Origin of the sequence: Streptomyces sp. R44, from assembly GCF_041053105.1 — a bacterium.
In the GTDB taxonomy this organism is placed as follows: Bacteria; Actinomycetota; Actinomycetes; order Streptomycetales; family Streptomycetaceae; genus Streptomyces.
This window is the reverse complement of the sequence record NZ_CP163444.1, coordinates 946,220-971,609: the sequence shown is the minus strand read 5'-3', so window position 1 is coordinate 971,609 and position 25,390 is coordinate 946,220. Positions and strand designations below refer to the sequence as shown.

24 protein-coding genes and 1 pseudogene are annotated in these 25,390 nt (G+C 70.1%); 15 read left to right on the top strand and 10 right to left on the bottom strand.

Annotation, left to right across the window (positions count from 1 at the left end; genetic code table 11):
- Window positions 1–26: 26 nt before the first annotated feature.
- The 3 genes from AB5J54_RS04675 to AB5J54_RS04665 form a co-directional block, all read right to left on the bottom strand.
- Window positions 27–1,262 (bottom strand): PP2C family protein-serine/threonine phosphatase, encoded by a 1,236-nt coding sequence (locus AB5J54_RS04675; RefSeq protein ID WP_369142602.1) that lies wholly within the window; start codon window positions 1,260–1,262, stop codon window positions 27–29.
- Between the two features lie 306 nt (window positions 1,263–1,568).
- A complete protein-coding gene (locus tag AB5J54_RS04670; protein ID WP_369142601.1) occupies window positions 1,569–2,591 on the bottom strand; it encodes a zinc-dependent alcohol dehydrogenase family protein in 1,023 nt (340 codons plus the stop codon).
- A gap of 139 nt (window positions 2,592–2,730) precedes the next feature.
- The gene (locus tag AB5J54_RS04665) at window positions 2,731–3,855 is read right to left on the bottom strand and encodes an MFS transporter (protein WP_369142600.1); all 1,125 of its coding nucleotides are present in this window, start codon (window positions 3,853–3,855) and stop codon (window positions 2,731–2,733) included.
- 248 nt (window positions 3,856–4,103) lie between these two features.
- Here AB5J54_RS04665 and AB5J54_RS04660 point away from each other — a divergent pair, with 248 nt between their 5' ends.
- The 3 genes and pseudogenes from AB5J54_RS04660 (at window position 4,104) to AB5J54_RS04650 (ending at window position 6,039) form a co-directional block, all read left to right on the top strand.
- Window positions 4,104–5,057: a helix-turn-helix domain-containing protein gene (locus AB5J54_RS04660; RefSeq protein ID WP_369142599.1), complete on the top strand. Its 954-nt coding sequence runs from the start codon at window positions 4,104–4,106 to the stop codon at window positions 5,055–5,057.
- A gap of 15 nt (window positions 5,058–5,072) precedes the next feature.
- Window positions 5,073–5,201 (top strand): annotated as a pseudogene (locus AB5J54_RS04655) (cation transporter); the annotation flags it as partial.
- A 178-nt stretch (window positions 5,202–5,379) separates the two neighbouring features.
- Window positions 5,380–6,039 carry a hypothetical protein gene (locus AB5J54_RS04650; protein ID WP_369142598.1) on the top strand — a complete coding sequence of 220 codons (660 nt, stop codon included), beginning with the start codon at window positions 5,380–5,382 and terminating at the stop codon, window positions 6,037–6,039.
- A gap of 444 nt (window positions 6,040–6,483) precedes the next feature.
- On the opposite strand, the gene AB5J54_RS04645 is transcribed toward AB5J54_RS04650, so the two are convergent.
- The 3 genes from AB5J54_RS04645 to AB5J54_RS04635 form a co-directional block, all read right to left on the bottom strand.
- Window positions 6,484–7,917 (bottom strand): FG-GAP-like repeat-containing protein, encoded by a 1,434-nt coding sequence (locus AB5J54_RS04645; protein ID WP_369149218.1) that lies wholly within the window; start codon window positions 7,915–7,917, stop codon window positions 6,484–6,486.
- A 369-nt stretch (window positions 7,918–8,286) separates the two neighbouring features.
- A complete protein-coding gene (locus AB5J54_RS04640) occupies window positions 8,287–9,615 on the bottom strand; it encodes an FG-GAP-like repeat-containing protein (RefSeq protein ID WP_369142597.1) in 1,329 nt (442 codons plus the stop codon).
- 243 nt (window positions 9,616–9,858) lie between these two features.
- Window positions 9,859–10,356, bottom strand: coding sequence for a hypothetical protein (locus AB5J54_RS04635; RefSeq protein WP_369142596.1), 498 nt, complete (start codon window positions 10,354–10,356; stop codon window positions 9,859–9,861).
- 97 nt (window positions 10,357–10,453) lie between these two features.
- Here AB5J54_RS04635 and AB5J54_RS04630 point away from each other — a divergent pair, with 97 nt between their 5' ends.
- Window positions 10,454–11,161, top strand: coding sequence for a helix-turn-helix transcriptional regulator (locus tag AB5J54_RS04630; protein WP_369142595.1), 708 nt, complete (start codon window positions 10,454–10,456; stop codon window positions 11,159–11,161).
- A gap of 348 nt (window positions 11,162–11,509) precedes the next feature.
- Here the strand turns inward: AB5J54_RS04630 and AB5J54_RS04625 are convergent, their stop codons facing one another.
- Complete coding sequence (locus AB5J54_RS04625; protein WP_369142594.1) at window positions 11,510–12,235, bottom strand: serine hydrolase; 726 nt, start codon at window positions 12,233–12,235, stop codon at window positions 11,510–11,512.
- On the opposite strand from AB5J54_RS04625, the gene AB5J54_RS04620 reads away from it, so the two are divergent.
- From AB5J54_RS04620 to AB5J54_RS04590, 7 genes are all read left to right on the top strand, one after another.
- Window positions 12,222–12,629, top strand: a complete 408-nt coding sequence (locus AB5J54_RS04620; RefSeq protein WP_369142593.1) for a TetR family transcriptional regulator C-terminal domain-containing protein — start codon at window positions 12,222–12,224, stop codon at window positions 12,627–12,629. The two genes, AB5J54_RS04625 and AB5J54_RS04620, sit on opposite strands and share 14 nt — an antisense overlap.
- A 234-nt stretch (window positions 12,630–12,863) precedes the next feature.
- Window positions 12,864–15,362: a DUF6185 family protein gene (locus AB5J54_RS04615; protein WP_369142592.1), complete on the top strand. Its 2,499-nt coding sequence runs from the start codon at window positions 12,864–12,866 to the stop codon at window positions 15,360–15,362.
- A gap of 247 nt (window positions 15,363–15,609) precedes the next feature.
- On the top strand, window positions 15,610–16,656 hold the full coding sequence (locus AB5J54_RS04610; protein ID WP_369142591.1) for a YihY/virulence factor BrkB family protein: 1,047 nt from the start codon (window positions 15,610–15,612) through the stop codon (window positions 16,654–16,656).
- 157 nt (window positions 16,657–16,813) lie between these two features.
- Window positions 16,814–17,227: a phage holin family protein gene (locus tag AB5J54_RS04605; RefSeq protein WP_369142590.1), complete on the top strand. Its 414-nt coding sequence runs from the start codon at window positions 16,814–16,816 to the stop codon at window positions 17,225–17,227.
- A complete protein-coding gene (locus AB5J54_RS04600) occupies window positions 17,224–17,622 on the top strand; it encodes a DUF3618 domain-containing protein (protein ID WP_369142589.1) in 399 nt (132 codons plus the stop codon). The genes AB5J54_RS04605 and AB5J54_RS04600 overlap by 4 nt, the downstream gene beginning before the upstream one ends.
- Window positions 17,619–17,885 (top strand): DUF4235 domain-containing protein, encoded by a 267-nt coding sequence (locus AB5J54_RS04595; protein WP_369142588.1) that lies wholly within the window; start codon window positions 17,619–17,621, stop codon window positions 17,883–17,885. Before AB5J54_RS04600 ends, AB5J54_RS04595 begins: the two co-directional genes overlap by 4 nt.
- A gap of 474 nt (window positions 17,886–18,359) precedes the next feature.
- Window positions 18,360–18,914 carry an isochorismatase family cysteine hydrolase gene (locus AB5J54_RS04590; RefSeq protein ID WP_369149217.1) on the top strand — a complete coding sequence of 185 codons (555 nt, stop codon included), beginning with the start codon at window positions 18,360–18,362 and terminating at the stop codon, window positions 18,912–18,914.
- Window positions 18,915–18,983: 69 nt separating this feature from the next.
- On the opposite strand, the gene AB5J54_RS04585 is transcribed toward AB5J54_RS04590, so the two are convergent.
- The 3 genes from AB5J54_RS04585 to AB5J54_RS04575 all read right to left on the bottom strand — a co-directional run bounded on the left by AB5J54_RS04585 (window position 18,984) and on the right by AB5J54_RS04575 (window position 22,637).
- Window positions 18,984–19,331, bottom strand: coding sequence for an STAS domain-containing protein (locus AB5J54_RS04585; protein WP_369142587.1), 348 nt, complete (start codon window positions 19,329–19,331; stop codon window positions 18,984–18,986).
- A gap of 98 nt (window positions 19,332–19,429) precedes the next feature.
- A complete protein-coding gene (locus tag AB5J54_RS04580; protein ID WP_369142586.1) occupies window positions 19,430–21,892 on the bottom strand; it encodes a molybdopterin oxidoreductase family protein in 2,463 nt (820 codons plus the stop codon).
- A 61-nt stretch (window positions 21,893–21,953) separates the two neighbouring features.
- Window positions 21,954–22,637: a nucleotidyltransferase family protein gene (locus tag AB5J54_RS04575; protein ID WP_369142584.1), complete on the bottom strand. Its 684-nt coding sequence runs from the start codon at window positions 22,635–22,637 to the stop codon at window positions 21,954–21,956.
- A gap of 250 nt (window positions 22,638–22,887) precedes the next feature.
- Between AB5J54_RS04575 and AB5J54_RS04570 the strand changes: the two genes are divergently transcribed.
- The 4 genes from AB5J54_RS04570 (at window position 22,888) to AB5J54_RS04555 (ending at window position 25,377) form a co-directional block, all read left to right on the top strand.
- Entirely contained in the window at window positions 22,888–23,361 is a 474-nt protein-coding gene (locus AB5J54_RS04570; RefSeq protein ID WP_369142583.1) for a hemerythrin domain-containing protein, read from the top strand.
- Between the two features lie 129 nt (window positions 23,362–23,490).
- Complete coding sequence (locus tag AB5J54_RS04565) at window positions 23,491–24,456, top strand: LLM class F420-dependent oxidoreductase (protein ID WP_369142582.1); 966 nt, start codon at window positions 23,491–23,493, stop codon at window positions 24,454–24,456.
- Window positions 24,457–24,466: 10 nt separating this feature from the next.
- Complete coding sequence (locus AB5J54_RS04560) at window positions 24,467–25,135, top strand: HAD family hydrolase (RefSeq protein ID WP_369142581.1); 669 nt, start codon at window positions 24,467–24,469, stop codon at window positions 25,133–25,135.
- A gap of 5 nt (window positions 25,136–25,140) precedes the next feature.
- Window positions 25,141–25,377: a DUF6480 family protein gene (locus AB5J54_RS04555; RefSeq protein ID WP_369142580.1), complete on the top strand. Its 237-nt coding sequence runs from the start codon at window positions 25,141–25,143 to the stop codon at window positions 25,375–25,377.
- The last annotated feature ends 13 nt before the right edge of the window (window positions 25,378–25,390 follow it).

The following is a 25,390-nucleotide window of genomic DNA, read 5'->3' as shown; positions in this document are numbered from 1 at the left end:
GACTGATCGCGCCGCCTCTGGCGCGGTCAGAGGCGCACGGTGATGAGGGCGATGTCGTCGCGGACGCCGCCGGCGACGCCGAGGCGGGCCAGGACGGCGTCCGCGAGGCGCTCGGGGCTCATGCCGACATGGCTGGCGAGGGTGTCGGTGAGCTGTTGCAGGCCGGCGTCGATGTCACGGTCGCGGCGTTCGATGAGGCCGTCCGTGTACAGCACCAGGTGATCGCCCGGGGTGTAGGGCAGGGCGGCTTGCGGGCGCGGGACGTGGTCGGGGCGCGCGCCGAGAGGGGGGTCGGTGGCCTGGTCGAGCAGGTCGCAGGTGCCGTCGGGGTGGAGCAGGACGGGCGGTGGGTGGCCGGCGCTGCTGTAGGCGATCTGATGGCGGCTGGTGTCGATGACGGCCTGGACGGCGGTGGTGGCCAGCGCGCCTTCGACGGAGCGGGAGTAGAGGCCGAGCACCTCCAGTGCCCTGGCCGGTTCGTGCAGGGCTCTGACGGCGGCGCTCAGCGCGCTGCGGAGCATGCCCATGACGGTGGCGGCCTCCAGACCGTGGCCCACAACGTCGCCGACGGCGACGGCGACGGCGCCGTCGGGCAGATCGACGACGTCGTACCAGTCGCCGCACACGTTCAGCGACCCGACCGCCGGCACGTAGCGCACCGCGATATCGGGGTGCCGGTTCAGGTCGGGCGAATGCAGCATGGCTTCCTGCAGGGTGACGGCGACCCGCCGTTCCCGCGCGTGCGCCTGCCGCAGTTCCGCATTCAGCCGCTGCAGCTCCCTCGCCCGCGCGTACAGCTCGGCCTCGATCGCCTCCCGCCGTCCCAGAGGTCCTCCCACAGAACCGGGTGAGCGGGAACGGACGAACTCAGTCACGTCCTCCACCCGGTGGATGATCCACGCCACCTGCCCATCCGGCCCGAGGACGGGGGTGTTGATCGGCGACCACCACCGCTCCTCGAACGTCCAGGCTCGGGACGGCACGGGGATGTCGTACTTCTGAACCGCCATCGTGTCCGGCTGTCTCGACTCCAGGACCCGGCGCAGCGAGGCGTTCAGGTTCCGCACCCCGTCCGCATTCGCATCCGCCGGATTGTCCGGGAAGGCATCGAACACGTACTGGCCGACCAGGTCCTGTCGGCTCCGCCCGGTGGCCTGCAGGTACGCCTCGTTGACGTCGACAATCACCAGGCCCGGATCCAGCACCAGATACGGACTGGGCGTCGCCACGAACAACGCTTTGTAGTCAATGCTCGGTTCCATCGGCTTGGCGTCCGTCCTTTCCGCTGCTCAACGGAGCCGTCGCCGACTCGGCGGAAACCCTGGCGGGTGCTGGCGATCACGACGGAGGAGAGGCGTTCGGCGTTCGGTCGACTCCCGAGCTCAATTGTCCCAGGGCGGACCCGACGGCACCCGATGGGACGGCAGCTGCCTCGACCAGGAACAGCTCGTCAAGGAAACCGGACTCAACCTGCTCCAGCTCGAAGCAGCCGCACGCTGGGGCGCCACGTCCAGGCGTGCCGGAAGACTTGTCCGGCGCCCCCGCCGGAAGGCGCCGCCCGGGAAGACTCAGGGGCGCAGGAGGGCCTTGATGGCGCGGCGCTCGTCCATGGCCTTGTAGGCCTCGGCGGCCTGTTCCAGTGGGAGTTCGAGGTCGAAGACCTTTCCGGGGTCGATCTTGCGGTCCCAGATGAGCTGGATCAGTTCGGGCAGGAACCGGCGGACGGGGGCGGGGCCGCCTTCCATGTGGATGCCGGCGAGGAACAGTTCGAAGCCGGGGATGTGGACGTCGTAGTTGACGCCGACGAAGCCCATGTGGCCGCCGGGGCGGGTGGCGCCGATGGCCTGCATGGTGGATTCGCGGGTGCCGACGGCCTCGACGACCGAGTGCGCGCCGAGGCCGCCCGTGAGCTCCTTGATCTTTGCCACGCCCGCGTCGCTGCGTTCCTCGATGATGTCGGTGGCGCCGTAGAAGCGGGCCAGCTTCTGGCGCTCGGGGTGGCGGGACATGGCGATGATGCGCTCCGCACCCAGCTGCTCGGCGGCCAGGATCGCCATCAGGCCGACGGCTCCGTCGCCGACGACCGCGACGGTCTTGCCGGGGCCGGCTTCCGCGGCGACGGCGCCGTACCAGCCGGTGCCGAGTACGTCGGAGGCGGCCAGCAGCGAGGGGATCAGGTCCTCGTCCGGCTGCCCGGGGGTGGCGACGAGGGTGCCGTCCGCGTACGGGATGCGGGCCTTCTCGGCCTGGGTGCCGATCGTGCCCGCCACGAATTCGCGGTGGACGCAGCCGGACTGGTAGCCCGAGCGGCAGATCTCGCAGGTGTTGTCGGAGATGACGAACGACCCGACGACGAAATCACCGGCCTTGACGGTCTCGACCTCGGATCCGACCTCTTCGACGACGCCGACGTACTCGTGACCCATGGCCGTGCGGTCGGCGGGCTCGATGCCGCGGTAGGGCCACAGGTCGGAGCCGCAGACGCAGGTCGCGGTCAGCCGGATGATCGCGTCGGTCGGCTCGATGATCTGCGGGTCGTCGCGGTCCTCGACCCGGACGTCTCCGGCGGTGTGCATGACTACTCCACGCATGGTGGTTCTCCTTGCTTCGTGTTTCCGGCGCCTGGGGCGCCTGTGTGTGATCAGGAAGGCACGGCTTCCTGCGAAATGAAGGGAAATGTTCCCGTGTGGCGTTGCGGTGTCGCCGTCCTGCGGTCTCGCAGCTGGTGCGCTAGCCGAGGGCGGGGCGGCTGCGGCGCTGCTGGATGAGTGCGATGGTGATCGTGGGGACGTGGGCCAGAGCGGCCATGACGGCGCCGACCACGGCCGGCCCGGCGGCCTGGAAGGGCGTGTCGAGGGTGAGCCCGGCGATCCAGGAACCGGCCGCCGTGCCGAGGTTGAACGCCGACACGGTCAGGGCCGAGCCCAGGGTGGGGGCCTTGCCCGCGAAACGGACGCCGAGGGCGATCAGGACCGGAGTGCCGAGGAACCCGGCAAGGCCGAGCAGGGCGACCAGCACCACCGTCGGGACGGCGAAGGCAGACAGCAGGCCGAGCGCCAGCAGGACCACTGCGGCCGACGCCGCGGCCTTGATCGTGGTCGCGTACGGGCGGGCGTCGCCGGCTCGGCCGCCGACGAGGAAGCCGGCCAGGGCTCCGGCGCCGAATCCGACGAGGACGAGCGGCACGAGACCCGCGGCGATCCCCGCCCGGTCGGTCAGCAGCGGAGCGATGTAGGTGTACGTGCCCAGCACGCCGGCGCTCGTGGTGGCGCAGGCCGCCAGCACCAGCCAGAGCCGGCCCGAGCGCAGCGCGGACAGCTCCGCGCGGATCGACGCCGGCTGACCGCCGCGGGGCCCGTTCGGGACCGAACGCGCGATCAGCGCCATCGCGGCCAGCGCCAGGACGGCCAGTATCCAGAAGGGTCCGCGCCAGCCCATCAGCTGTCCGGCGAACGCGCCGAGCGGCACGCCGACGACGTTGGCGAGCATGGCACCGGACCCGACCACGCCCACGGCGCGCGAGCTCGCGGCCGGGCCGGCCGCCCTGGTGGCCACGACGTTCGCCACCGCCCAGAACGCCCCGGTCGCCAGCGCGGTCAGGAACCGCGCGGCCAGCAGCAGCCCGAAGCCGTCACCGACGGCGGCGATCACGTGTCCTGCGGCGAAGACGCCCAGGGCCAGCACCAGCGTCCACCGGGCGGGCAGTCGCAGGGTCAGCATCGACATCAGCGGCGCACCGATGATCATCCCGACCGCGAACACGGTGATCGCCAGACCCGCACGGGCCACGCTCACCTGCAGGTCGCCCGCGATCTCCGGCAGCAGACCCGCCACCACGAACTCGGTCGTACCCATCAGGAACGTCCCCAGAGCGAGTACGTAGACCACGCCGGGAAGCCGGCGCGAGGCAGGTGGCCGTTCCGCGACACGTTCGTCGATGGGGGCGTGGAGGGTCGCTCCTTGCATGGTGGGGTCTCCAAGGGTTGTCACTGCGGGGTCGTGCATCCCAGAGAACCCGTATTCACGCAGGTCAGGAAGGTCGCGGTTATAGGGGGTACAAGCTCCACCTCCCATATCCACGCCGCGTGCCTACCGTGGAAGGCATGGACAAGCGACCCGACAACGCCTCCGACATCCGGGACTTCCTGGCCAGCCGACGCGCCAGGATCACACCGGAGCAGGCCGGGCTGCCCACCAGCGGTCGGCGCCGTGTGCCCGGCCTGCGGCGGGAGGAAGTCGCTGTTCTCGCCGGCGTCAGCACCGAGTGGTACACCCGCTTGGAGAAGGGCCACATCAACGGCGTGTCCGAAGACGTCCTCGACGCGGTCGCCCGCGCACTCCACCTCGACGACGACGAACGCACCTACCTGTTCGACCTCGCCCGAGCCGCCCAGCCGGCCGGCCGCGCACCCCGGCGCCGCAAGGCCGTCGACGTCCCGCCCCGCGTCCAGTGGCTGCTTGACTCCATGACCCTGTCCGCGGCCTTTGTCACCAACGGACGACTCGACATCGTCGCCACCAACGCACTCGCCCGGGCAGTCTTGTCACCCATGTTCAACAGCGACACGGCCGACGACCGCGGCCGCCCCAACTGCGCCCGCTACTACTTCCTCGACCCGGGCGCGCGGCACTTCGTCGCCGACTGGGACCAAGCCGTCACCCTCACCACCGCCCTGCTGCGCGCCGAGGCCGGCCGCTACCCGAACGACAAGGCACTGCGGGAACTCATCGGAGAGCTGTCCACCCTGAGCACCGAGTTCCGCACCCGCTGGGCCGCCCACGACGTCCGCATCCACCACGGCGGCGTCAAGACCTTCAACCACCCCGACGCCGGGCCCCTGGAACTCACCTACCAGCCGCTGGACCTGCCCCTGTCCACCCGCGAGGCGCACTCCCTGACCATCTACACCGCCGAACCGGGCTCTCCCGACGAAGACCGGCTCAAGCTCCTCGCCAGCTTGGCAGCCATCCCCGCCGGCCCCCAGGCACAACCTTCCCCCGCCACCCTCGCAGACCGCCGGGACAGGGCTGCCAACGCCGGCGACTCACCTCAGTAAGGGCGCCGGGGCCGCCACGCTGTGCGCGGTGCCCGCGAGAAGTCCACACCGCGGATCACCACCATCTCCTTCTTCGCCCTCGCCGCCTACGTCACCTTCGACGCCAGCCGGGCCCTGGCCGGCACCGGCGAGACCGACCGCTCCGCCCCACTAGAACCTAAGTGACCTGCGGGGGCACAGTCGTGTTCCGGCTCGTCCAAGAGCGGGTGTGCAAGGGTACGTGTGTTTGATCGCCGAGAATCCGGCTGTCAAGATCATCCGCTGTAGCGGTAGACCGTCGCATCGGTGGTCTGGTGAGCAACGGATAACGGGGAGTGCAGTCTTGAGGTTTCGCATGGGTTCGGGTGCAGTGGTGCTGGTGACGCTGGCGGCCCTCGCCACCGGTTGTGGGGCCGGCTCCGACACGACGACGAAACCGCCCGCCGGGGACAGTGCCGGAACCGGATCAGGCTCGGGCGGCTCGGCAGGCGGCAAGGCGGACTTCGGCACCGTCTTCACGACCGAAGAGAGGTTCAAGCAGGCGCTGCCCGACCCGGCGTCGATGGCTGGTTGGACTCCGCGAGACGCGAGCGCACGCATCGAAGAGGAGCCCAAGCCTGCGGGGCAGTGCGCTTCGGACACCGACTGGGAGTGCGCCAGAATCGCGCGCGGCGATGCGAACTTCGAGGCGTTCGGTGAGGAAGCCGACTTCGAGATCACGGCTTTCGCGGACAAGAAGGCCGCCCAGGACGCCTGCCGCAAGGAGAAGAACTGGTCGGCCAAGTACACCAAGGCGCAGGTACCGCCGGTTCCCGGCGTCGAGAGCCACGCGTACTACCGAAACGCCGGCGGCCTCGACGGTCTCCACCTCACCATGTGCCTGGGCACGGTCGTCGCCGAGATCACGCTGGAAGGCGAAGGCAGCTCCCTGGACCCCGCCACGGCCCATTCTCTCGCGCAGGTCTTCGTCCCCCGGATTCAGAAGGCCGCCGCAGCCTCCTGAATCCACGCAGTCGCACATCTGGATCGGTGTCCGCTGAGCCGTCTCGGCGGGCACCGACGTGTTGGTCCAAGAGCGCCTCCCGGAGTGGTGTACAAACGCTGCCCCAAACTCGTGCGAAGCCGCTCTGGCTTTGTTCGCGAGAGATGGTTCTGGCACGGTCTCCGTGAAACGACGCCGGCCTGCCTCGCACCCGCCTCTGATGTGAGCCGCCGACCTGCCGGTTCACCAGCAGCGCCGACCTCGAACGCCGAGGATCGGCTCGACTTCACGGAAGTCGTGCACGGGACCTGCCCCGCGCCAAGACCCGGCGCGGGGCAGGTCCGAACTGGGCGTCGTCGGTACGGGGCCACCAACCCCGGAATCCCATGCCCCAGGGACCGCGCTTCCGCCCCAGCCGCGCAGGTGAGTGGCCGTCACGTATGTGCGCGACGAGCACTGCTGGGTTCATGCTCCAGTGGCAATTTGGCCGTAGGGGATCCAGCCGCCGTGGCCGTCTCCACCGTCGTCGAGGTACGCCTCGATGGAGCCGTCGGGGTTGGTGTGGAGGTAGTCGGCGCGGCCTTCGCCGGTGATGTCGGCGAGGACGACCGAGTTCTGATCGTTGGTGACGCCGGTGGCGACCTGGCCGTATTCGTCCCAGCCGCCATGGCCGTCGCCACCGCGGTTGAGGTACGTAGTGAGCGATCCGCTGGTGTTGATGACGTTGTAGTCTGCGCGGCCGTCGCCGTCGAAGTCGGCGATGCGGACGCGGCTGAGGTCGCCGGTGACTCCGGTGGCGATCTGTCCGTAGGGCGTCCAGCTGCCGGAGGTGTCGCCGCCGCGATTGAGGTAGACGGACAGCGCCCCGCGTGGGCTGAAGGTGGTGTAGTCGGTCTTGCCGTCGCCGTCGATGTCCGCAAACCTGACGTGGTCGGCATCGGAAGTGGTGCCGGTGGCGACCTGGCCTATCTTCTTCCAGCCGCCGTGACCGTCACCGCCCTTGTTCAGGTGCACGGTGACCGAACCGGTGTCACCGATCAGGATGTAGTCGGCTCTGCCGTCGCCGTCGAAGTCGGCGAAACGTACACGCGTGGAGTCGCCGGTCACGCCGGTGGCGACCTGCCCGTACTCCTCCCAGCCGCCGTGACCGTCGCCCCCACGGTTCAGCCAGACGCTTACCGCGCCGAGGGTATTGACCGTGATGTAGTCGGAGCGGCCGTCGCCGTCGAAGTCGGCCCACTTGACCCGGCCCCAGCCGGCCTCGGAACCTGCACGCGGGGCGGTGGGGCGTTCGGCCAAGCCGGCGGTGACCGCGTTCTCTAGTCCGTCGTGGAAGATGCCGGCCATGCGTGCGTAGCCGAAGTCGCTGGGATGCAGCCGGTCGAACATCTCGTTCCCCGACAGAGCGGGGGGTTCGAGGTAGCGGTACTTCTTGCCGGCGAAGGTGGTGTACTGCAGTGCCTTGATCTTGGTGTTGAAGCTCGCGGCCTGTTCCTGCAGCCCGCCAGTGGTCGGGATCAGGCCTTGAGCCAGGACGGTGACGTTCGGCTTGTCCTGCACGATGCGCGTGACGAGATCGGAGAAGGCGTTGGCCGCCCGGGTGACCGCGCGCTGCTTGTCGGGATCCGGGTCCTTGTCGAGGTCATTGATGCCGATGTGGAGCAGGACAACGTCGGGAGCCGCGGCGGTGAGCCAGGTGTCGACCGAGGCGCGGATGTCACCGATGCGCGCTCCGCTGTGTCCCTCGTTGTCGGGGTCGGGTACGCCGGCCGACCCGGCCGAGCCGACGAAGTCGACTGTGTAGCGGGACTGCGTCGCACTCATGTTCCACAGCGGGAGCCTGTACCCGGCTCCGGTCTCACTGCCGGTGCCGGCTGTGATGGAGTCGCCGAGGGGCATCACCCTCAGTGGCGCGGGCGGCGGCGGGGTGGCGGCCGAGGCCGGAGAGCCGAAGGACACAAGGGCCCCTGTGATCGCAACCGCCCAGCCGAGCGGGATCGTACGTCTCATGTGATGATTCCATGATTGGGAGAGGCGGGGTTGGTGGTTGATGCTCCGGTGGCGGTCCGGCCGTAATCGCTCCAGCCGCCGTGTCCGTCACCGTCGTTGTTGAGGTCGGTGGTGAGGGAGCCGTTGGGGTTGATGACGTCGTTGCGATCCCGAACCAGTCGTCCGCCGACGCCGGCAAAGTGGTAGCGAGCGACACGGATGCCGGCGCCGGCAGGGTGGAGGCCACGGGCTTCTTCGGACCTGGCCTCGCGCGCCCGATCAGCCGATCGCGACGCCGGTGGCGACCTGTCCGAGCTGCTGCCAGCCGCCGCGGCCGTCGCCGCCGTTCCAGGCCCAGACGCTCGTGGCGCCGCTCTTGACGTCGGTGAGGATGAAGTCGGCGTGGCCGTCGCCGGTGAAGTCGGCGAACCTGACCCGGCTCTGCTCGGTGGTGACGCCGGCGGCGACCTGTCCGAGCTCCTGCCAGCCGCCGCGGCCGTCGCCGCCCCGGTTGAGGTACACCTGCACAGAACCGTTCGCGCCGATGGTGGCGTAGTCGGCCTTGCGGTCCCCGTCGAAGTCGGCCAGCCGCACGCGGGTCTGGTAGCGCGTGGCTCCGGTGGCGACCTGTCCGAGTTCCTGCCAGCCGCCGTGCCCGTCGCCGCCCCGGTTCAGCCACACCGACACCGCGCCACTGTCGGCGACCCTGATGTAGTCGGCTTTGCCGTCACCGTCGAAGTCCGCGATCTTGACTCTGCTTCGGTCGTTGGTGGCTCCGGTGGCGATCTGTCCGAGTTCCTGCCAGCCGCCGTGCCCGTCGCCGCCCCGGTTCAGCCACACCGACACCGCGCCACTGTCGGCGATCACGAGGTAGTCGGCCCTGCCGTCACCGTCGAAGTCCGCGAACCGCACCCGGGTCCGGTCGTTGGTGGCGCCGGTGGCGATCTGTCCGAGTTCCTGCCAGCCGCCGTGCCCGTCGCCGCCCCGGTTCAGCCACACCGACACCGCGCCACCACTCGCGAGGGTGATGTAGTCGGACTTGCCGTCACCGTCGAAGTCCGCGAACCGCACCCGCCCGTTGTCATCCGAGTCGGTGATGTACTTGAGGTTGATCTCCATGAACCGGAACTGCTTGTCGTCTCCGGTGAAGCCCTTCATGCAGTAGGCGGGGCCGGAAAGTGCCTGCACGTAGCAACCCGGGCCGCCACTGTAGAGCGTGGTGTAGTCGCCCTCGAGCGTCCCGTACTTCCATCCCTGGCCACCGTAGCTCCAACCCGTGTCACCGTCGGCCTGACAGCCCGTGGTGTACAGGTCGCCGTAACTGTTCGCGGTCAGGCAGATGTTGTACGCGCCGGAGTCCAGCAGGACCAGCATGTTCGTCCAGTTGCCCCAGTACTGCGTAGGCTTGCTGCCACAAGGTGCCTCGTACACCGGGTTGATGGCGGTCGGTGTGTCGGACGTCCCGGTCAGGCACAGGCCGGTCGCCTTGTTCTGGATCTGGTACCCGACCCCTTCCCAGGCTGACGCCGGGCTGCTGCCGATGACAGTGATGCCGATGGCCAGGGCGATGGCACCGATGAAGGCGAAGAGCCTCGATATCTTTTGCATGATTCCTCTCAGAAGACGGGCGAATGGCGCATACGTCGATGCGAGCAGAGTCCCCTCGGCGAGAGCCGAGTTCGGTCAGCTGCGGGCTATGCCGGCGCGGAAACGGCCAGATGACGAGGTTGTTGGCATCCTGCACGGCGAATCCGTCGCCGCCGGAGCCGTACGCCTCAGAAGCGTCGTCCGGTGTGAGCGATCGGCGTGCGGGACGACGTGGGATCCGGCAAGATCCGAAAGACGGCCCGGTCAGCGCACCGTGTCGGCCAGCGGCTGGTCCGTCGGCCCGTCCGCGAGGGCATCGGCGAGGTAGGCCGCGATGTCGGGGGCCGGGGGCTGCAGAATGTGCCGGACGAAGGACGTGCGCTCGTGGCCCAGGACCGGCAGCTCCCAGACGCAGCCGGTGTACGGCTCGGTGTTGACGACGTAACGGCTCAAATCGCCAGCGGTGCCGCCGAGATGGGGCTCGCCCGCGGAGGCGGTACGGGTGAGTACGACGTTGTCCCAGACCCAGCTGTAGACGCACAGGTACATCGCGTCGCGCCCTTGGTGCAGGACCAGCCAGCCCACCGGCGGGGTTCCGTCGTCGGGTGCGACGACCATCTCCGCGGCCGCGGCATGAGCGGCGTCGGTGATCTCGGCGGGGAGTTCGGTGCCGGGTTCGTTGGTCACGTGGTAGAGCTTCATCTGCCGTCCGCGGAGCGTGAGCGGGGGGAGGGAGCGTATGTGCTTCGGGTGGTAGGTCATGTTTGGACGGTAGGCGGGACCGACTGCCATCCTGTGTCAGTCTGGAGCGTGGTCAGGGGACGGGTTACCGGTTGTCGGCCGGTGAGGGGAGTTCAGGGTGCGGGCGAGCCGTCTGCTGTCGATGCAGCTCCTGCTGCAGACCCGGGACCGGATGACGGCTCGGCAGCTCGCGCAGGAGCTGGAGACGTCCGTACGGACGGTGTACCGCGACATCGCGTCGCTGCAGGCGGCTGGGGTGCCGGTGTACGGCCACGGCGGGCTGGACGGCGGCTACCGGCTGGTGGACGGCTACCGCAGCAGGCTGACCGGCCTCACGGACTGCGAGGCGGAGACGCTGTTCATGCTCCCGCCTCAGGGACCGGCGACGGACCTTGGCTTCGGCGCGGAGGCGATGGCCGCCCGCCTGAAGATGGCCGCGGCGCTACCGCCGGGAATGGGCGAGCGGGCCGCCCGAATAGGCCAGCGCTTCCTGCTGGACGCGACGTCGTGGGAGCCGGCGGCCCCCGGCACGGAGCTTCTCCCCGCACTGACCCAGGCGGTGAAGGAGTCGACGGCGGTACGGGCCGCATGCTCGGACGGGACGGAACGGACGCTGATGCCGTACGGAATCGTGCTGGAGGCCGGCCACTGGCACACGGTGGCGGGCTGCGGCCACGACATCCGGGCGTACGCCCTGGCAGAGCTGGCTGCCGTACGCCCTTCCGCTGCACGCTTCGTCGAGCCGCCCGCGGGGTTCGAGCTACGCCTGTGGTGGAGTGCACGGTGCCTGACGGAGGGCCAGGGCTCGCGGGTGTACGGGACCTGACCGGGTCCTGGGACCCGCGGTCGACTCATTGATCGAGCCGCTCGGAATGGATCAACCCTGGATCTGACTGCCTGGGCAACCACCCGCTCTCGGGGCTCGGTTGTGCCTCGATCAACCGGGCAGAAGGGATCGGAGCCATGTCCCTTTCACTCCGAAGAAGACTCGGCGCCGGTGCCCTGACCGTGGCCGCCCTCGAGGGGCCGCGCCGACCACGGGCGTCGGCCAGGCCAGCGAGGCTGCGACTTGTTCGGTCGCGTTCGAGGTCACGGTCACGCGGGTGGCCGGGCCGGACGCCGCGCGGACGCATCGGCCTCCTCGCCCTCTGCATCGCCATGCCTGTCTTCGCGATCACCGCCTGAGCGCTCTGCGTCGTTCGGTCGATCCGCGCATCGACAGGGCACGACGCCCTGTACCGCCTCTGCCGGCACGCATGGCAGCCCCGAGCCGCAGGGCGATGACGGCGGCCCCTGCGGCGGACGCCACACAGACCACGGTGAACGCGTCAGGCGTCCAGGTCCACAGTGCCCCGGAACCGACGCGGCCGAGGGCCGCCACCAGAGCGGCCGAGGGAGCGCCACCGGCGAGACACCACAGGACAGTGGGGGCGAGACGCCGCGAACCCCCACGGCGGAGCAGGCGGAACGAGTGGAGAGCTTCCGCGAGGAGGACGAGGGCCAGGGCGGTGAGACCCCAGACGGTCGCGTAGTACATCGTGGCGGAGGGGGGTTCGGGGGCGGTTCCTTCCCTCGGCGCGGATGCGGGCCGCGCCGAAACCGACGTCCATGACGGCGCTGTCGTGGAGGAGGCCGTGGCGTGGTCCGGTCCGCCGAAGCGGAAGGCCTGCAGGTGGTCGACGGCCAGGTCGTCGAGCCGGAGCCGTCCGTCCTGCACGAGCGTGATCACGGCGCTGGCGGTGATCGGTTTGGCGACCGATCCCCACAGGAAGGGGGTGGAGGCCGTGACCGGCTCGCCGTTCCCGTCCGTACCCCAGGACCGCGCGTGGACCGGGCCGTCGGGGCCGACCACGGCGTAGGCGAGCCCGGGGGTTCGGGTGCCCTGCATGCGTTCGCGCACGTACGCGTCCATGGCCGCGAAACGCTTCGCCGGAGCAGGTGGGTTCGCCTCTGCCGGTGCCCTCTGGACGGGCTCCGCCGCTCCGAGTACCGCGTGGCCCGCGCCCTCGGACGCCCCCGCCCTGGCCGAGGTCGACACCGAGAGCGCCCGGCGGCTGCGCGAGGACATCGCCCGCGTCGTCCACAACGGCAAGGAGTGCGGCGAGGTCGATGAGCACCTGGACCCGCAGTCCGCCGCGGTACGCCTCGCAGCCGTGAGGGAAGGGCTCGCACTCCAGGTCTACCGCGAACCCGAGGGCGCCGCGGGACAAGCCGTCACCCGATTCGACGTTCCCCTGCTCGAAGCCGAGATCGCCGTCGTCTTCACCGGCGAATGCCGCCAATACACGGAATGAGCAGCACGCTCCGGCGAGGGGCGGCCCGACGCTCCGTGCGCCCCCTGGCACTCGGCCCTGCTGGGGGCGGACAGCCTTTCCCGTCCTCGGCAGTATCGACGCTGCCGCCGCGAAGGTCACGGGGGCAGGGCTGATTCCGAGCGAGCTGACGCCACACGGCCGCTGGAGTGGACGTTCCTGCGCGTCGAGGCGTCGCGCGGCATCGTGCGCGCCGCTGCGGGGGATCCTGGCACGGTGATCCGTTCCGGCTGGTCCGCTCCGCGCTGCCTGCGTGTTCTTCTGCTGCTTCTCTGTCTCGTTCTGCCCGCGGTGGGGGTAGCCGCCGCTGCTGAGGGCACCCCGACGGGCTGCCGAGCCGACCAGCTCAAGACGGCTGAGGTCACGGCGCTGGCCGAGTTCCAGCACCGTGGCAACGACTTCAGCATGGTCACGAGCACCATGGACATCAGCGTGCCCGCCGGCTGGACGCACGCCTCCGACCTGCTCCTGGACGCCCATTCACCGGCCTATCGGTCAGCCCTGGCGTGCCTGGTGGGCAAGCCCACGGACGAGTGGAACGACTTCCGTGATGACGAGTGGCGGTTCAAGCCGGTGACCGTGAAGGCCGACGGTCAGCGGGTCAAGGTTCACTACGAGGCTTCCACGTGGGTCCAGTTCAACTCCTCCGACGCTGTCGGCCCCTGGGTGCTGACCGTCTCGAAGGAGAACTGGCGCATCGCGTTGCGCCCTTCCGATGCTCTGAAGGGCGCCGACTGGGACAGGGTTCAGGTCGACCTGGGCGGACGGGGCGCCCTGACGGCCAGCCCTCGGCCGGCCTTCGGCGAGGGCGGAACGAGACTGAGCTGGCAGCACAAGCAGCCGGACCAGAATCCCACGGTCACTTTCCGCCCACCCGCGGTGCAGCATTGGGATTTCATCACGACCACCACGGAGGAACCCTGGCAGGTTTGGGAGACGTGGGGCATCTACAGTGCCTCGGCAGCGTTCTGGTACGTCGCCTCAGGTGCGTTGTTGCTCGTCGCGGGTCGGCGATTGAGGCGCACTCTGGCCGGTCCGACGACAGCCGTGGAGTCGAGCGCACTGCGCTATCTGCGGTGGTGGGCGATCCTCCTGATGTTCCTGGGCGTGCTCGTCTATCTCCATGACAACCTCTACCGGTGGTTCCAGAAGTTGGGGGGCTGGTACCACGATTACGAACCGACCGTCGCGGTCTTCGTTCTGGCTCTCCTCGGACCCGCGCTGTGTCTGTTCGGCAGTCGGTCGAAGCGTCTCCTCCTCAGTGTGGGCGCACTCGTCCTGGGAGTACTGGGCTGGTACGTGGCTGCGGAGGTGCTCGACTGGACCCTGCTCCCGACAGCCGACCAGTACCTGTCCACTCCGGGCTGGACCGTGGCGGCCGTGGCCTGCGCGGCACTGACGGCAGTGTGCTGGATCGGTGTCATCGCAGCAGGGCAGCGGATGCTCCTGATCAGAGAGACACGGATCCCGGCTCGCCTGATGGTCACCATTGCCGTGGCGGCAGCGGCAGCGACCCTCCTGTGGGCCTATCTCGCCTTCGACCGCTACTGGGGGCGGATCAGCTGGCTCGCCGATCCACGGTCGCCTGATCACCGGGCGCTGTGGGTGGACACGCTCGACTCCTGGTGGCAGTACTTCCCGGCGAGCATTCTGGATCCGCTGCTGGTCCTCGTCAGCATCCTGGCGCCGCTGCCCGTGCTGGGCGTCCTGCGGGTCTGCCGGGTCGAACAGCACGAGGAGGGCGCGTTCACACCCGCGCCTGCGGAGAAGTTCCTGCTCGCGGTCCTCTTCGCCATCACCTTCGCGCCCCCCGCGTACTACTTCGGCTTCTCCGCCTACGCCCTCACCCTGCTGCTGTGCCTGGGCACCGCCTGGGGAGTACTCGCGCTCGGGGCGTCCTTCTCCGTACTGGAACAGCCCTTCGCCGACAACGCGCCGCTGGGAAGGACGATCTCGCTGACCGACAGAGCCGACGTGCTGCGCCTGGCGCGCCGGTTCCGGGAGCTCCAGACGCGCCTCGGCCAACTCAGCACGTCGAACCCGGGGGAGCGTTCCGCCGAGCGGCAGTCGATCGAGGCCGAGATCGACCGACTGGACCAGGCGTTGCCGGCCGGAGTGAGACCCGCCGATCTTCCCTTCGCGTGTGGCCCGATGCCCACGTGGTGGGGCAACGCCCGCCGGGGAGCCGTCAACGCGTGCTTCATCGGGCTGCCCGCGACCGGCCTGCTGTACTGGGTCTACGTCGTGAAGGGAGACTCCTGGAAGGTGAACGCGGAGAATGCGTCGGGATTCGTCTGGATCATGGAGACGATCCTCATCTGGCAGGTCTTCTGGATCGTCGGGGGAGTCTTCCTCGGGGGGCTCTGGCGTGACCTGCCGGGCCGCCACGGGCCGACGAAGGCCCTCTTCGTCACGATCGCGTTCGCCGTTCCGGCGACGGCCGACTTCCTCATCGTCCAAGCGCTCGGCGGGGCCCTGCCCTCGCTGATCGGCCAGATCGCCGCGTTCGGCTCGGTGATGACGTGCACCGGCCTGATGATGGACCTGCAGACCTTCCAGGACGAGCGCCGCTACTGGCCGACCAACGCCAGTCTCGTCGCCTACGTCTACCAGATGCGCTTCGCCTCGTTGGCGTTCATCGTGGCTCAGCTGCTCGCGCTCGTCACCCTCTGGAAGACCTTCGCGGACGTGAGTACTTCCGCGCCCGGCCGATAGCCGCCCCCGCCGAACGGCCTGGGGGTGTCTTTCCGCAGCAAGCCAGGGCGTCGCGGCAGGTGCCCCCTACCGTGCCTTCGGCCGCAACGGCCGGCTGTAGAAGCCTGCACCGGGGGCCGGTCCGGCCCCGACGCATCCCTGCCCTCGCCTCGTGCCGCGGGCGGTCCCGGCCGCCCCCGCGGGCAGGGCCCGGGTTCTCGTGGGCCCTCGCGGACATGAGTGGCGCGGCGGTGGAAAGCCGCAGGGTATGACACGCACACCGAAGTCAGGACCGGGCGGGGCCGACGATCGCGGAGACAGTGGCCACGAGAACTCGGCGGGCCCGGGCCCGCAGGTGAAGGAGCGGGAACCCGACGGGCCCACCGAGCTGCCCAAACGGTCGTGGAAGGCCGTCATGCGCGGCACCGTGAAGGAATTCAGGGACGACGAGCTCGCCGACCGGGCCGCAGCGCTGACCTATTACGGAGTCCTGGCCGTCTTCCCCGCCCTGCTCGTGCTGGTGTCCCTCCTGGGCATCGCGGGGGAGTCCGTGACGAACCAGATCCTGGACACCCTGCGAAAACTGGCACCCGGCTCGGCGCGGGGCGTGATCATCGACGCCGTGCAGCAGCTCCAAGGCCACGCCGGCGTCGGATCGCTCCTCGCCGTCGTCGGCATCGTCGTCGCCGTGTGGTCGGCGTCCGGCTACATCGCCGCGTTCATCCGCACCTCGAACGCCGTCTACGACATGCCCGAAGGCCGCCCCCTGTGGAAGGTCCTCCCGCTGCGGCTGGCACTCACCGTCACGCTGATGGTCCTGGCCTGCGCCAGTTCCCTCATCATCGTCTTCTCCGGCTCACTCGCCCGGCAGGCCGGTGACGCCCTGGGAATCGGGGACACCGCCCTGACCGTGTGGTCGATCGCGAAGTGGCCGGTACTGGTCCTCCTCGGCACGGTCATGATCGCAATTCTGTACTGGGCCGCTCCGAACGCGAAGGGCCGCGGCTTCAAGTGGGTGACGCCCGGCAGTTTCCTGGCACTGGCGATCTGGATGGCGGCCTCGGCGGTCTTCGCGTTCTTCGTCTCGAACTTCGCCTCCTACAACAAGATCTACGGCACCCTCGCAGGCGTGATCATCTTCCTGGTGTGGCTGTGGATCACCAACCTCGCCCTCCTCCTCGGGTTGGAATTCGACGCGGAAATGGCCCGGCAGCGCGCGATCGCCGGCGGACTGCCCGAGGACGAGGAACCCTACGTCGAGCCCCGCGACACTCGTGCGTGGAGCGACGGCGATCGCCACCGGACGGAGCACTGACCCATGCGCGAGTACGGCTCGCCCTGGCCGCCCCGGGCCTGGGGCCGAGCCACCTTTCGCACCAAGCTGGTTGCCGCGCGGCTGCCGACGCGGTTACGGGGTACACGCGCCGTGACGACGACATGACCGCCCTCGAACCAAGGCAAGGTGTCCCAGCATGAGCAGGGTAGAGCGGCAGCCCCAAGCCGCCGACGACTCGGTGAGCGTCCTGGTTTCGCGCGCCTCCCAGCAGATATCCGAGCTGGTACACGAGGAGATGCGACTGGCCCGGGCGGAGATGACCCAGAAGGGCAAGCGCTACGGCAAGGGCGGCGGCCTTTTCGGCGCCACGGGAATCATCGGCCTTCTGGCACTCCAGGCTCTGACCGCGACCTGCATCGCCGCTCTCGCGCTGGTCCTGCCGGTGTGGGCGTCCGCCTGCATCATCACCGCGGTTCTGGGGATCGTGGCGGCCGGGACCGCGGTGGCCGGAAAGAAGCAGATCGCCCAGGCCGGTGCCCCGGCTCCCGAGCAGACCATCGACAGCGTCAAGGCCGACCTGGCCGAGATCAAGGAGAAGGCACACCGATGAACGACGACCCCCGAACCGACATCGGCACCCCCGCCCCTACCCCTGTCGGCCCCAGCTCTGCCGAACTGCGCGATCAGGTCGAGCGCACCCGCGACGAGCTCGGCAAGACCGTCGAGGCCCTCGCCGCGAAGGCCGACATCAAGGCCCAGGCCAAGGAGAGGACGGTCGCCATCAAGGACCAGGCCGCCGAGAAGGCAGCGCTGGTCTCCGAACACATCCGCGAGACGGCGGGGCACGCTGCACGACAGGTGAAGGACATGACGCCCCGTCCGCTCCTGGGCAAGGCCGGCCGGGCGACGACGGCCGCACGCGCCGGCCGCACCACGCTCCTGGTGGTCGGAGCCGCCGTAGCCGTCCTTCTGCTGGTCCGCCGCAGCCGGGGACATCACCGATGAAGACATCCAAGATCGCCTACAAGCCCGTCGGGCTGGCCCTGGGCACCCTCAGCGGCGTGATCGCAGGCGCCGCCTTCAAGCGGACCTGGAAGATTTTCGACGGCGAGGGCGACGCGCCCGGTGCCACCGACGAGGACCGGACGTGGAGACAGATCCTGCTCGCCGCAGCCATCCAGGGGGCGATCTTCGCCGTGGTCAGGGCCTCGGTCGACCGGTCGGGGGCCGTAGCGATACGGCGCCTGACAGGCACCTGGCCGGGCTGACCAGCCACGGTGCCGACCACCCTTCCCGATCCGGCCGGCACCGCCGCTGTACCGCCTGCTGACTCTGTGGGTGCTGTTTTTCGGTCCGCGTCAAGGCCGACATCGCGGGGACCATGAAAGCCGCCTCGTGGCAGGACCTGGTGGACGCGCTGGGCCGCGCCCATGACCGCCGCTACGACGAGAGCACGGCCGGCGAGGGCGGTGGCGATGGGGCTACTGGTCGGAAGATCCGGGCTCCGCGCGGCGGAAGAAACGTAGCGGCCCGGGCCGTTGCGGCGTGGCCGACGTACCCGACCTCAGCCGAGGCAGGAGACTGCCTCCACGGCCACCTTGTCTTCTTGCCCGGATGAAGGACCCCGCGATGCCGCTGCCTCACCCTCCTGAAGAAAGCGTCCTCATCGTCCGTACCGCCCCTACGCCGGCGCAACGCCGGTGAGCGGCGGTCGGCTCGGCCACGAGGCGGACGGCCGCGGCGTGGGCCGCACGGCACTCATCGTGATCGACATGCTCAACACCTACGACCACGAGGACGCCGAGGTGCTGGTGCGGTCCGTCCGCAAAGCTCTCGCGGGCATCAGGGCGCTGCTCGAGCGGGCGCGGGACGCCGGGGCGCCCGTCATCTACGTGAACGACAACTTCGGCCGCTGGCGTTCCCACCACGGCGAGATCCTCGAAGCCGCCCTGGCCGGCCTTTACTCCGACCTGGTGGAGCCGATCGCCCCGGACGAGGAATCCCTGTTCGTCGTCAAGGCGCGGCACTCGGTCTTCTTCGAGACGCCCCTGGCCTACCTGCTGGATCAACTGGGCGTCCAGCGGGTGGTGCTGTGCGGGCAGGTGACCGAGCAGTGCGTGCTCTACTCGGCCCTGGATGCTCACATCCGCCACCTCGACGTCGTCGTCGCCCTCGATGCGGTCGCCCACATCGACGCCGGTCTCGCCGAGGCGGCCCTGCGCATGATGGAACGCAACATGTCGGCCGAGCTTCGCGCGAGCCACGAGATCGCCCTGGAGGGTGTTCCTCCAGCGTGACAAAACCGCTCAGGACGCCGGCCGGGTGAGGACGGCTGCGGCGGCCTGAACGGCGTCCATGACGGTATGTCAGCCCGGGATCCCGGGGACGTAGGTGAACAGGCGGTCCGCCTCGGTGAGCTCCAGGATCCTGATCATCTGGTGGCTGGGCGCCGCCAGGATCAGGTTCTGTCCCCGTTCCAGCGCCCACAGTCTGGCCGACAGGAGGACGTTGAGTCCCGAGGAGTCGCAGAAGGAGGAGTTCTGCAGATCGACGACGACGTCCGAGCCCGCCGGGGCCCGGGTCAGGGCCGCCCTGAGCGAGGCGCGCAGTTCCTCCGCGTGTTCCAGGTCCATTTCGCCGCTCACGCGAACCACGTTCCGACCAGGTTCAGCGGGTGTGGTCGGGCCACGTGTGTGCGCGGTGTCGGTGGCCATGGTGCACCTCCTGTGTGACGCCAGGCTTCTGCCCTGTGCGCGTGCACCTATGCCTGTGCAGGCCATGCCGATGCCGTGACAACCGCGCCACCGAGGGTTCACCAAGCTTCCGAGACGTGGGCCGCGCTGCCGCCCTCGGTGGGAGGGAGCGGGCCCGTGCGAGCCTTTGCCGAGGGTGCGGACGCGGTGGTGGTGGGGGCCGGCGACGGGCGGCCCGAGCTCTTCTCGATGAGCCGGACGGCTGCGGTGGCGGTCTTGAAGAGGGGTTGCTTGGAGACGGGGTCCCAGTCGTTGACGATGGCCTCGTTGGCCGCTCGCCCGGGTACGGCCCCGTCCGGGCCCGAGCCGGAGGGCGTGTCCCAGTACCCGTAGTGGAACGGCACGAACAGCATGCCGGCCCGGATGTCCGTGACCCGCACGCGGCATCGGAGGGTCCCGCTCACACCGATGACCTCGACGAGATCACCCTCCGCCAAGCCCTGCGCGGCGGCGTCGGGCGGTGACATCTCCACCCACACGTCGGGGGCCGCCGCGTTCAGCTGCGGCGTGCGGCCGGTCTTGGTGCGGGTGTGGAAGTGGTACACGGTCCGCCCCGTCGTCAGCTGGAAGGGCCGCCGGTCCGTCGGGTTCTCGCGGGGCGGCACATACGCGGCCGTCCTGATCACGGCCTTCCCGTCCGGGTTCAGCCTCCGGTACGCCTCCTCCGATGCCGCCTCGCCGGTGGCGAGGTCCTTCCCGTACGACTCGCAGACATCCGGGCGTGCCCAGGTGATGCCCGCGTCGTAGAGACGGGGCGTACCGTCGGGCGCGTCCGGCGTGCACGGCCACTGGATGCCGCTCCCTCCGCGGAGCTTGTCGTAGGTCAGCCCCGTGTAATCGCAGGGCCGGCCTGCGCTGCAGCGTTTCCATGCCTCGAAGGCGGACTCGGCGTCGTGCCAGTCGATCAGCGGGCCGCCGTCCCGGTCCCGGAAGTCCATCCGCCGGGCGTAGTCGAGGAAGATGTCCAGGTCGGTCCGCGCCTCCCCGGGCGGCTCGACGGCCTTGTCGGACAGGTGCACGGTGCGGTCCGCGTTGGTGAAGGTGCCCGTCTTCTCGCCCCATGTCGCCGCGGGCAGCACGACATCCGCGAGCTGTGCCGTCTCCGTGAGGAACAGATCCTGGACGACGACGAACAGCCCGCTCCTCGCGAGGATCGCGCGGACGCGGGACAGCTCCGGCAGGGAGACGGCGGGGTTGGTCCCGCTGATCCAGAGCATGCGGACGGCGCCTCGTTCGGCGAGGCGGAAGATCTTCATGGCGTGGGTGGGAGGGGCGTCGTGGGGGATCGTCTCGGCGTCGACGTTCCACAGGCGCGCGAGTTCGGCGACGTGCTCACCGTTCGCCCAGTTGCGGAAACCGGGCAGGTCGCCGTCGGCGCCGCACTCACGGGTGTTCTGCGCGGTCGGCTGCCCGTTCATCTGGAGCACGCCGCAGCCCGGTCGGCCGAGCATGCCCCGGATCAGGTGCAGGTTGTTGACCTGGACCGCCGCCGCCGTGGCCTGGTGCGCCTGATAGACACCCTGGAGCACCGTCGACAGAAGCCGGTCGGCCGAGCCGAGCAGCTCGGCGGCGCAGCGGATCCTGGACGCGGGCACGTCACAGATGGTCTCGGCCCACTCAGGGGTGCAGTCGGCGACCCGGGCGGTCAGATCCTCGAATCCGACGGTGCGCCGGTCGACGTACGCGTGGTCCACGCGGTCCGTCCGGATGATCTCGTGCAAGAGGGCGTTGAGGAGGGCCAGGTTCGTTCCACCACGCGGTGCGAGATGGACCGCGGCCCGCCGGGCCACCGGCGTCGGACGGGGGTCCACGCAGACCAGGCGCGGCGGGTCGGGGCCGTCGAGCCGGTCGAGGATGCGCATCCACTGGACCGGCTGCGTCTCGGCGATGTTGTGGCCGAACAGCGCGATGACGTCCGCGTGGTCGATGTCCTCGAAGCTGCCGGGCTGCCCGTCACTGCCGAAGGACTCCTTGAGGGCTTCGGCCGCGGTCGCCGTACAGAGGCGTGTGTTGCCGTCGAGGTGGCGGGTGCCGATGCCCGCCCGGGCCAGGACGGCGAGGGTGTAGTACTCCTCCAGGAACAACTGTCCCGACGTGTAGAAGGCGATCGAGCCCGGGCCGTGCTCCTTGAGCAGCGTGCGCGAGCGAGCGACGACCTGGCCCATCGCCCCGTCCCAGTCCGTCTCGACGAGCCCCCTGCCCGCACGTACGAGCGGCCTGGTGAGCCGGTCGGGCGAAGCGTTGGCCTGCCAGGCGAACGCGTCCTTCGGCCCGAGCCGGCCGCGGTTCACCCGGTCGACGGCCCTCCCCCTGACGCCGACGATGACACCGTCCCGCACGGCGATGTCCATGGCGTCCCCGTCCGAGTGCAGCAGCGAGGCGGTCTGCACCCACCGCTGGACATCGGCCGGTCCGACCCCGGCGGCGAGTGACGTGTCCCGACGCGCGGGCCAGTGACCGTGTCGAGCGTAGGGCGTGCGGTTGCCCCAGGGGTGCGCGATCCTGTCCACCGAAGTGCTCATGGCCATGGCCACCTCCGAGATCCGTTGTTCGGGGCCCGAGGGGCGCCTCCCCTCCCGAACGTCACGAGCCGCTCCGCCGGGGCAGCACGTCCAGCAGTTCGAGCAGGTAGAGGAAGGCCTGGGCCATCGGCGCGCCGGCGGTGTCCTCGCCCACCCGCTCCCAGTCGATCCGTTCGCGCAGTCCCCGTGCCAACGGCAGCAGAGGACCGAAGTCGCAGTGGTGCTCGGAGAGCGCGAGGAGACGGGAGGCCAGGAGGTCCGTCGGCGCGAGCACGGGCATGTGCACGGAGTCCACCGGCAGCGTCTGGGCTCGGGCCAGGAGTTCGGCCGTGACGGGTCGCCCGGCGAGCGAGAAGATCAGGTCGATCTCCTCCCCGCCCGCACGGGCCTTCACCAGCCAGTCCTCGGGCGGGTCGACGATCCGGACGCCGCGTTCCCGCAAGGACTCCGCGACGACCTCGGCGTCCTCGCGCAGGACCGCGAAGTCCGTGTCGTGCTGGAGCCGGACCGGGATGCCGTGCGCGTACGCGGCGACACTGCCGACCAGGGCGAACGGGCGCCCGGACGCCTTGAGCGCGGCCCCGACCTCCTTCGTCGTCTCCAGGATCGCCTGCGTGTGGTCGAGCGGCAGGGCAGGAGGCGGCGTGTCGGGCGCACGCGGAGCCCCGCCGTGCGGCGCGCCGTGCGGGAGGACTGCCGATGCGCCCACCGCCGGCTGTGCGGCCGGGCCCTCCGTGAGATTCATGGCCTGCTCCTCTCCTCGCAGCCGGTGACGACGGCCTCGTGGCGGGACCTGCGTCTACCCACCCGCGGGGAGCCCACCCGTGCCGTCGCCGAGCAGGGCGCGGGCGTCGCGCTGCTCGGCGACCAGGGCGGGAGTTCGCACGCCCGGTCGGGCCGGCGCAGGCGGATTCGGGTGCGCCGCAGTGGGCAGTCGCCGGTGCGGACCGGCCCGGCGAGCCGCCGGGCGGCCACCTACGGAGAGGGGAGCCGTGATGGACGGAATCGTGCTGCTCCGTGACGACCACAAGACGGTGGAGAAGCTGTTCAAGGGTTTCGAGCGGACGGGTGACGACGACCTCCAGCGGAAACGCGAGCTCGCGGACAAGGTGATCAGGGAGCTCACCACGCATGCCTGGATCGAGGAGAAGGTCTTCTATCCGGCGGCCCGTGAAGCCGCCCCCGACACCAAGGATCACGTCCTCGAAAGCGTCGAGGAACACCACGCCGTGCTGTGGATGCTCTCCGAGCTGGACGGGCTCGATGCCGCGGACGAGCGGTTCGACGCGAAGATGACCGTCCTGATGGAGAACGTGCGCCACCACGTCGAGGAAGAGGAACAGGACTGGTTCCCCGACGTGCGCAAGGCGATGGGGCGCAAGCAACTGCTCGCACTCGGCGACCGCATGGAGGCGGCCAGGAAGGATGCGCCGGAGAGCCCCCTCGACGTGCCGAGCGCCGACGAGTAGGCCCTGCCGGAAGGCGGCGGAAACGAAGCACGCGGTGAACGCACCGTTCCGCGCCGTGGCGCGGGGGCCGGCTCCTCGGAGCCGGCCCGTTCCCGTTTCGGACGCCCCGGTCGTGGCAAGTCGCGGGACATGATGCACATCGGGTACACCATGATGACCGAGCAGGCAGGCCCGCGTGAGCTGGTCGGACACGTGGTCGAGGCGGAAAAGGTCGGGTTCGACTTCTCCGTGATCTCGGACCACTCCTTCCCCTGGCTGACCTCGCAGGGACACGCTCCGTACGCGTGGAGCGTCCTGGGAGCGGCGGCACAGGCGACCTCCGGCATTCCGCTCATGACCTTCGTGACCTGCCCGACCTTCCGCTACCACCCGGCGGTGATCGCCCAGAAGGCCGCGACCCTCCAGCTCCTCTCCGAAGGCCGGTTCCGGCTCGGCCTCGGCTCGGGCGAGAACCTCAACGAACACGTCGTCGGCCGGGGCTGGCCCTCGGCACGCGTACGCCTGGCCATGCTGGACGAGGCCGCCGAGATCATCCGCGCCCTGTTCACGGGCGAGTACGTGACCCGGCACGGCCGCCACTTCCAGGTCGACGACGCCAGGCTCTGGGACGTCCCCGACACGCCACCGCCCCTCGGCATCGCCGTGTCCGGGCCCCGCTCCTGCGCGCTCGCCGGGCGCCACGCCGACCTGGTGATCACCACGGAGCCGAAACGCGAGCTCATCGACGCCTTCGACGCCCAGGGCGGTGCGGGCAAACCCCGCATGGGGCAGCTGCCCGTCTGTTACGACACCGACCGGGACGCGGCCACGGCCCGTGCCCACGAACAGTTCCGGTGGGCGCTGGGCGGCTGGCGCCTCAACGCCGAGCTCCCGCTCCCGGCGGGGTTCGACCAGGCCTCCGAGCACATCCGGCCGGAGGACGTGGCGAAGAGCATCCCCTGCGGGGACGACGTGGACGCCGTCCTCGACGCCGCCCGCCCCTTCGCCGAGGCCGGCTTCACCGACCTCGCCCTCGTCCAGATCGGCGGCGCCCACCAACTGCCCTTCCTCCACTGGGCGGAGACGGCCCTGCTGCCCGCCCTCCGCGACCTGTAGGGAGCCCGACGTGGACCGCGCCGCACTCTTCGACATCGACGGAACCCTCGTCGACTCCAACCACCTGCACGTCGTCGCCTGGTGGGAGGCCTTCCGGCAGAACGGCCACCAGGTGCCGACCCACGCCGTGCACCGCGCCATCGGCCTGCCGGGCGAGCAGCTCATCGACCACCTGCTCGGCGGGGACCGCGACCGGTCGGACGACGACCGGCTCGGCGCCGCGCACGACACCCTCTACAGCACCTTCTTCGAACGCCTCCAGGCCTTCGACAGGGCCGGTGACCTGCTGCGGACGCTCGCGGACGACGGCTGGAAGGTCGTCCTGGTCACCTCGGCCAAGGACCGGGAGCTGGCCGCGCTGCGCCGCGCGGTCGACGCCGACGAGGCCCTCGCGGACACCGCCACGGCCGACGACGTCGAGGAGGGCAAGCCCGCCCCCGACCCCGTCGAACACGCCCTCCAGCTCGTCGGCGTGCCCGCCGACCGGGCCGTGTTCGTCGGCGACAGCGTCTGGGACATGCAGGCCGCGCGGCACGCCCGGGTGGCCCGCGCGGGTCTGCTGTGCGGCGGCATCCCGCGCGCCGACCTCGTCGAGGCGGGCGCCGCCGCCGTGTACGACGACCCGGCGGACCTTCTCACCCAACTGAAATCCAGCCCCTTCATGACCGTAGGGAGATGAACGACATGACCGGAGCCAGTAACCCGGATCCCGATCCCCGTCGCATTCCTGGAGTCGAGGCCGGCGGGGGCGTCCCCGCCGGAAGGACACCACCGGCCGAGTCCGGGACGGGCACGGCCACCGGGCCCCACCGGCCGCCCCGTCGCGGCTGGGCGGCCGGCCCGCTGCTCGTCGTGTGGCTGCTGGTCATCGCGTGCGCCCTGTTCTTCCTCGTGTACGCGATCGTCCTGGCGACCCACTGAATCCGAGAGGGGC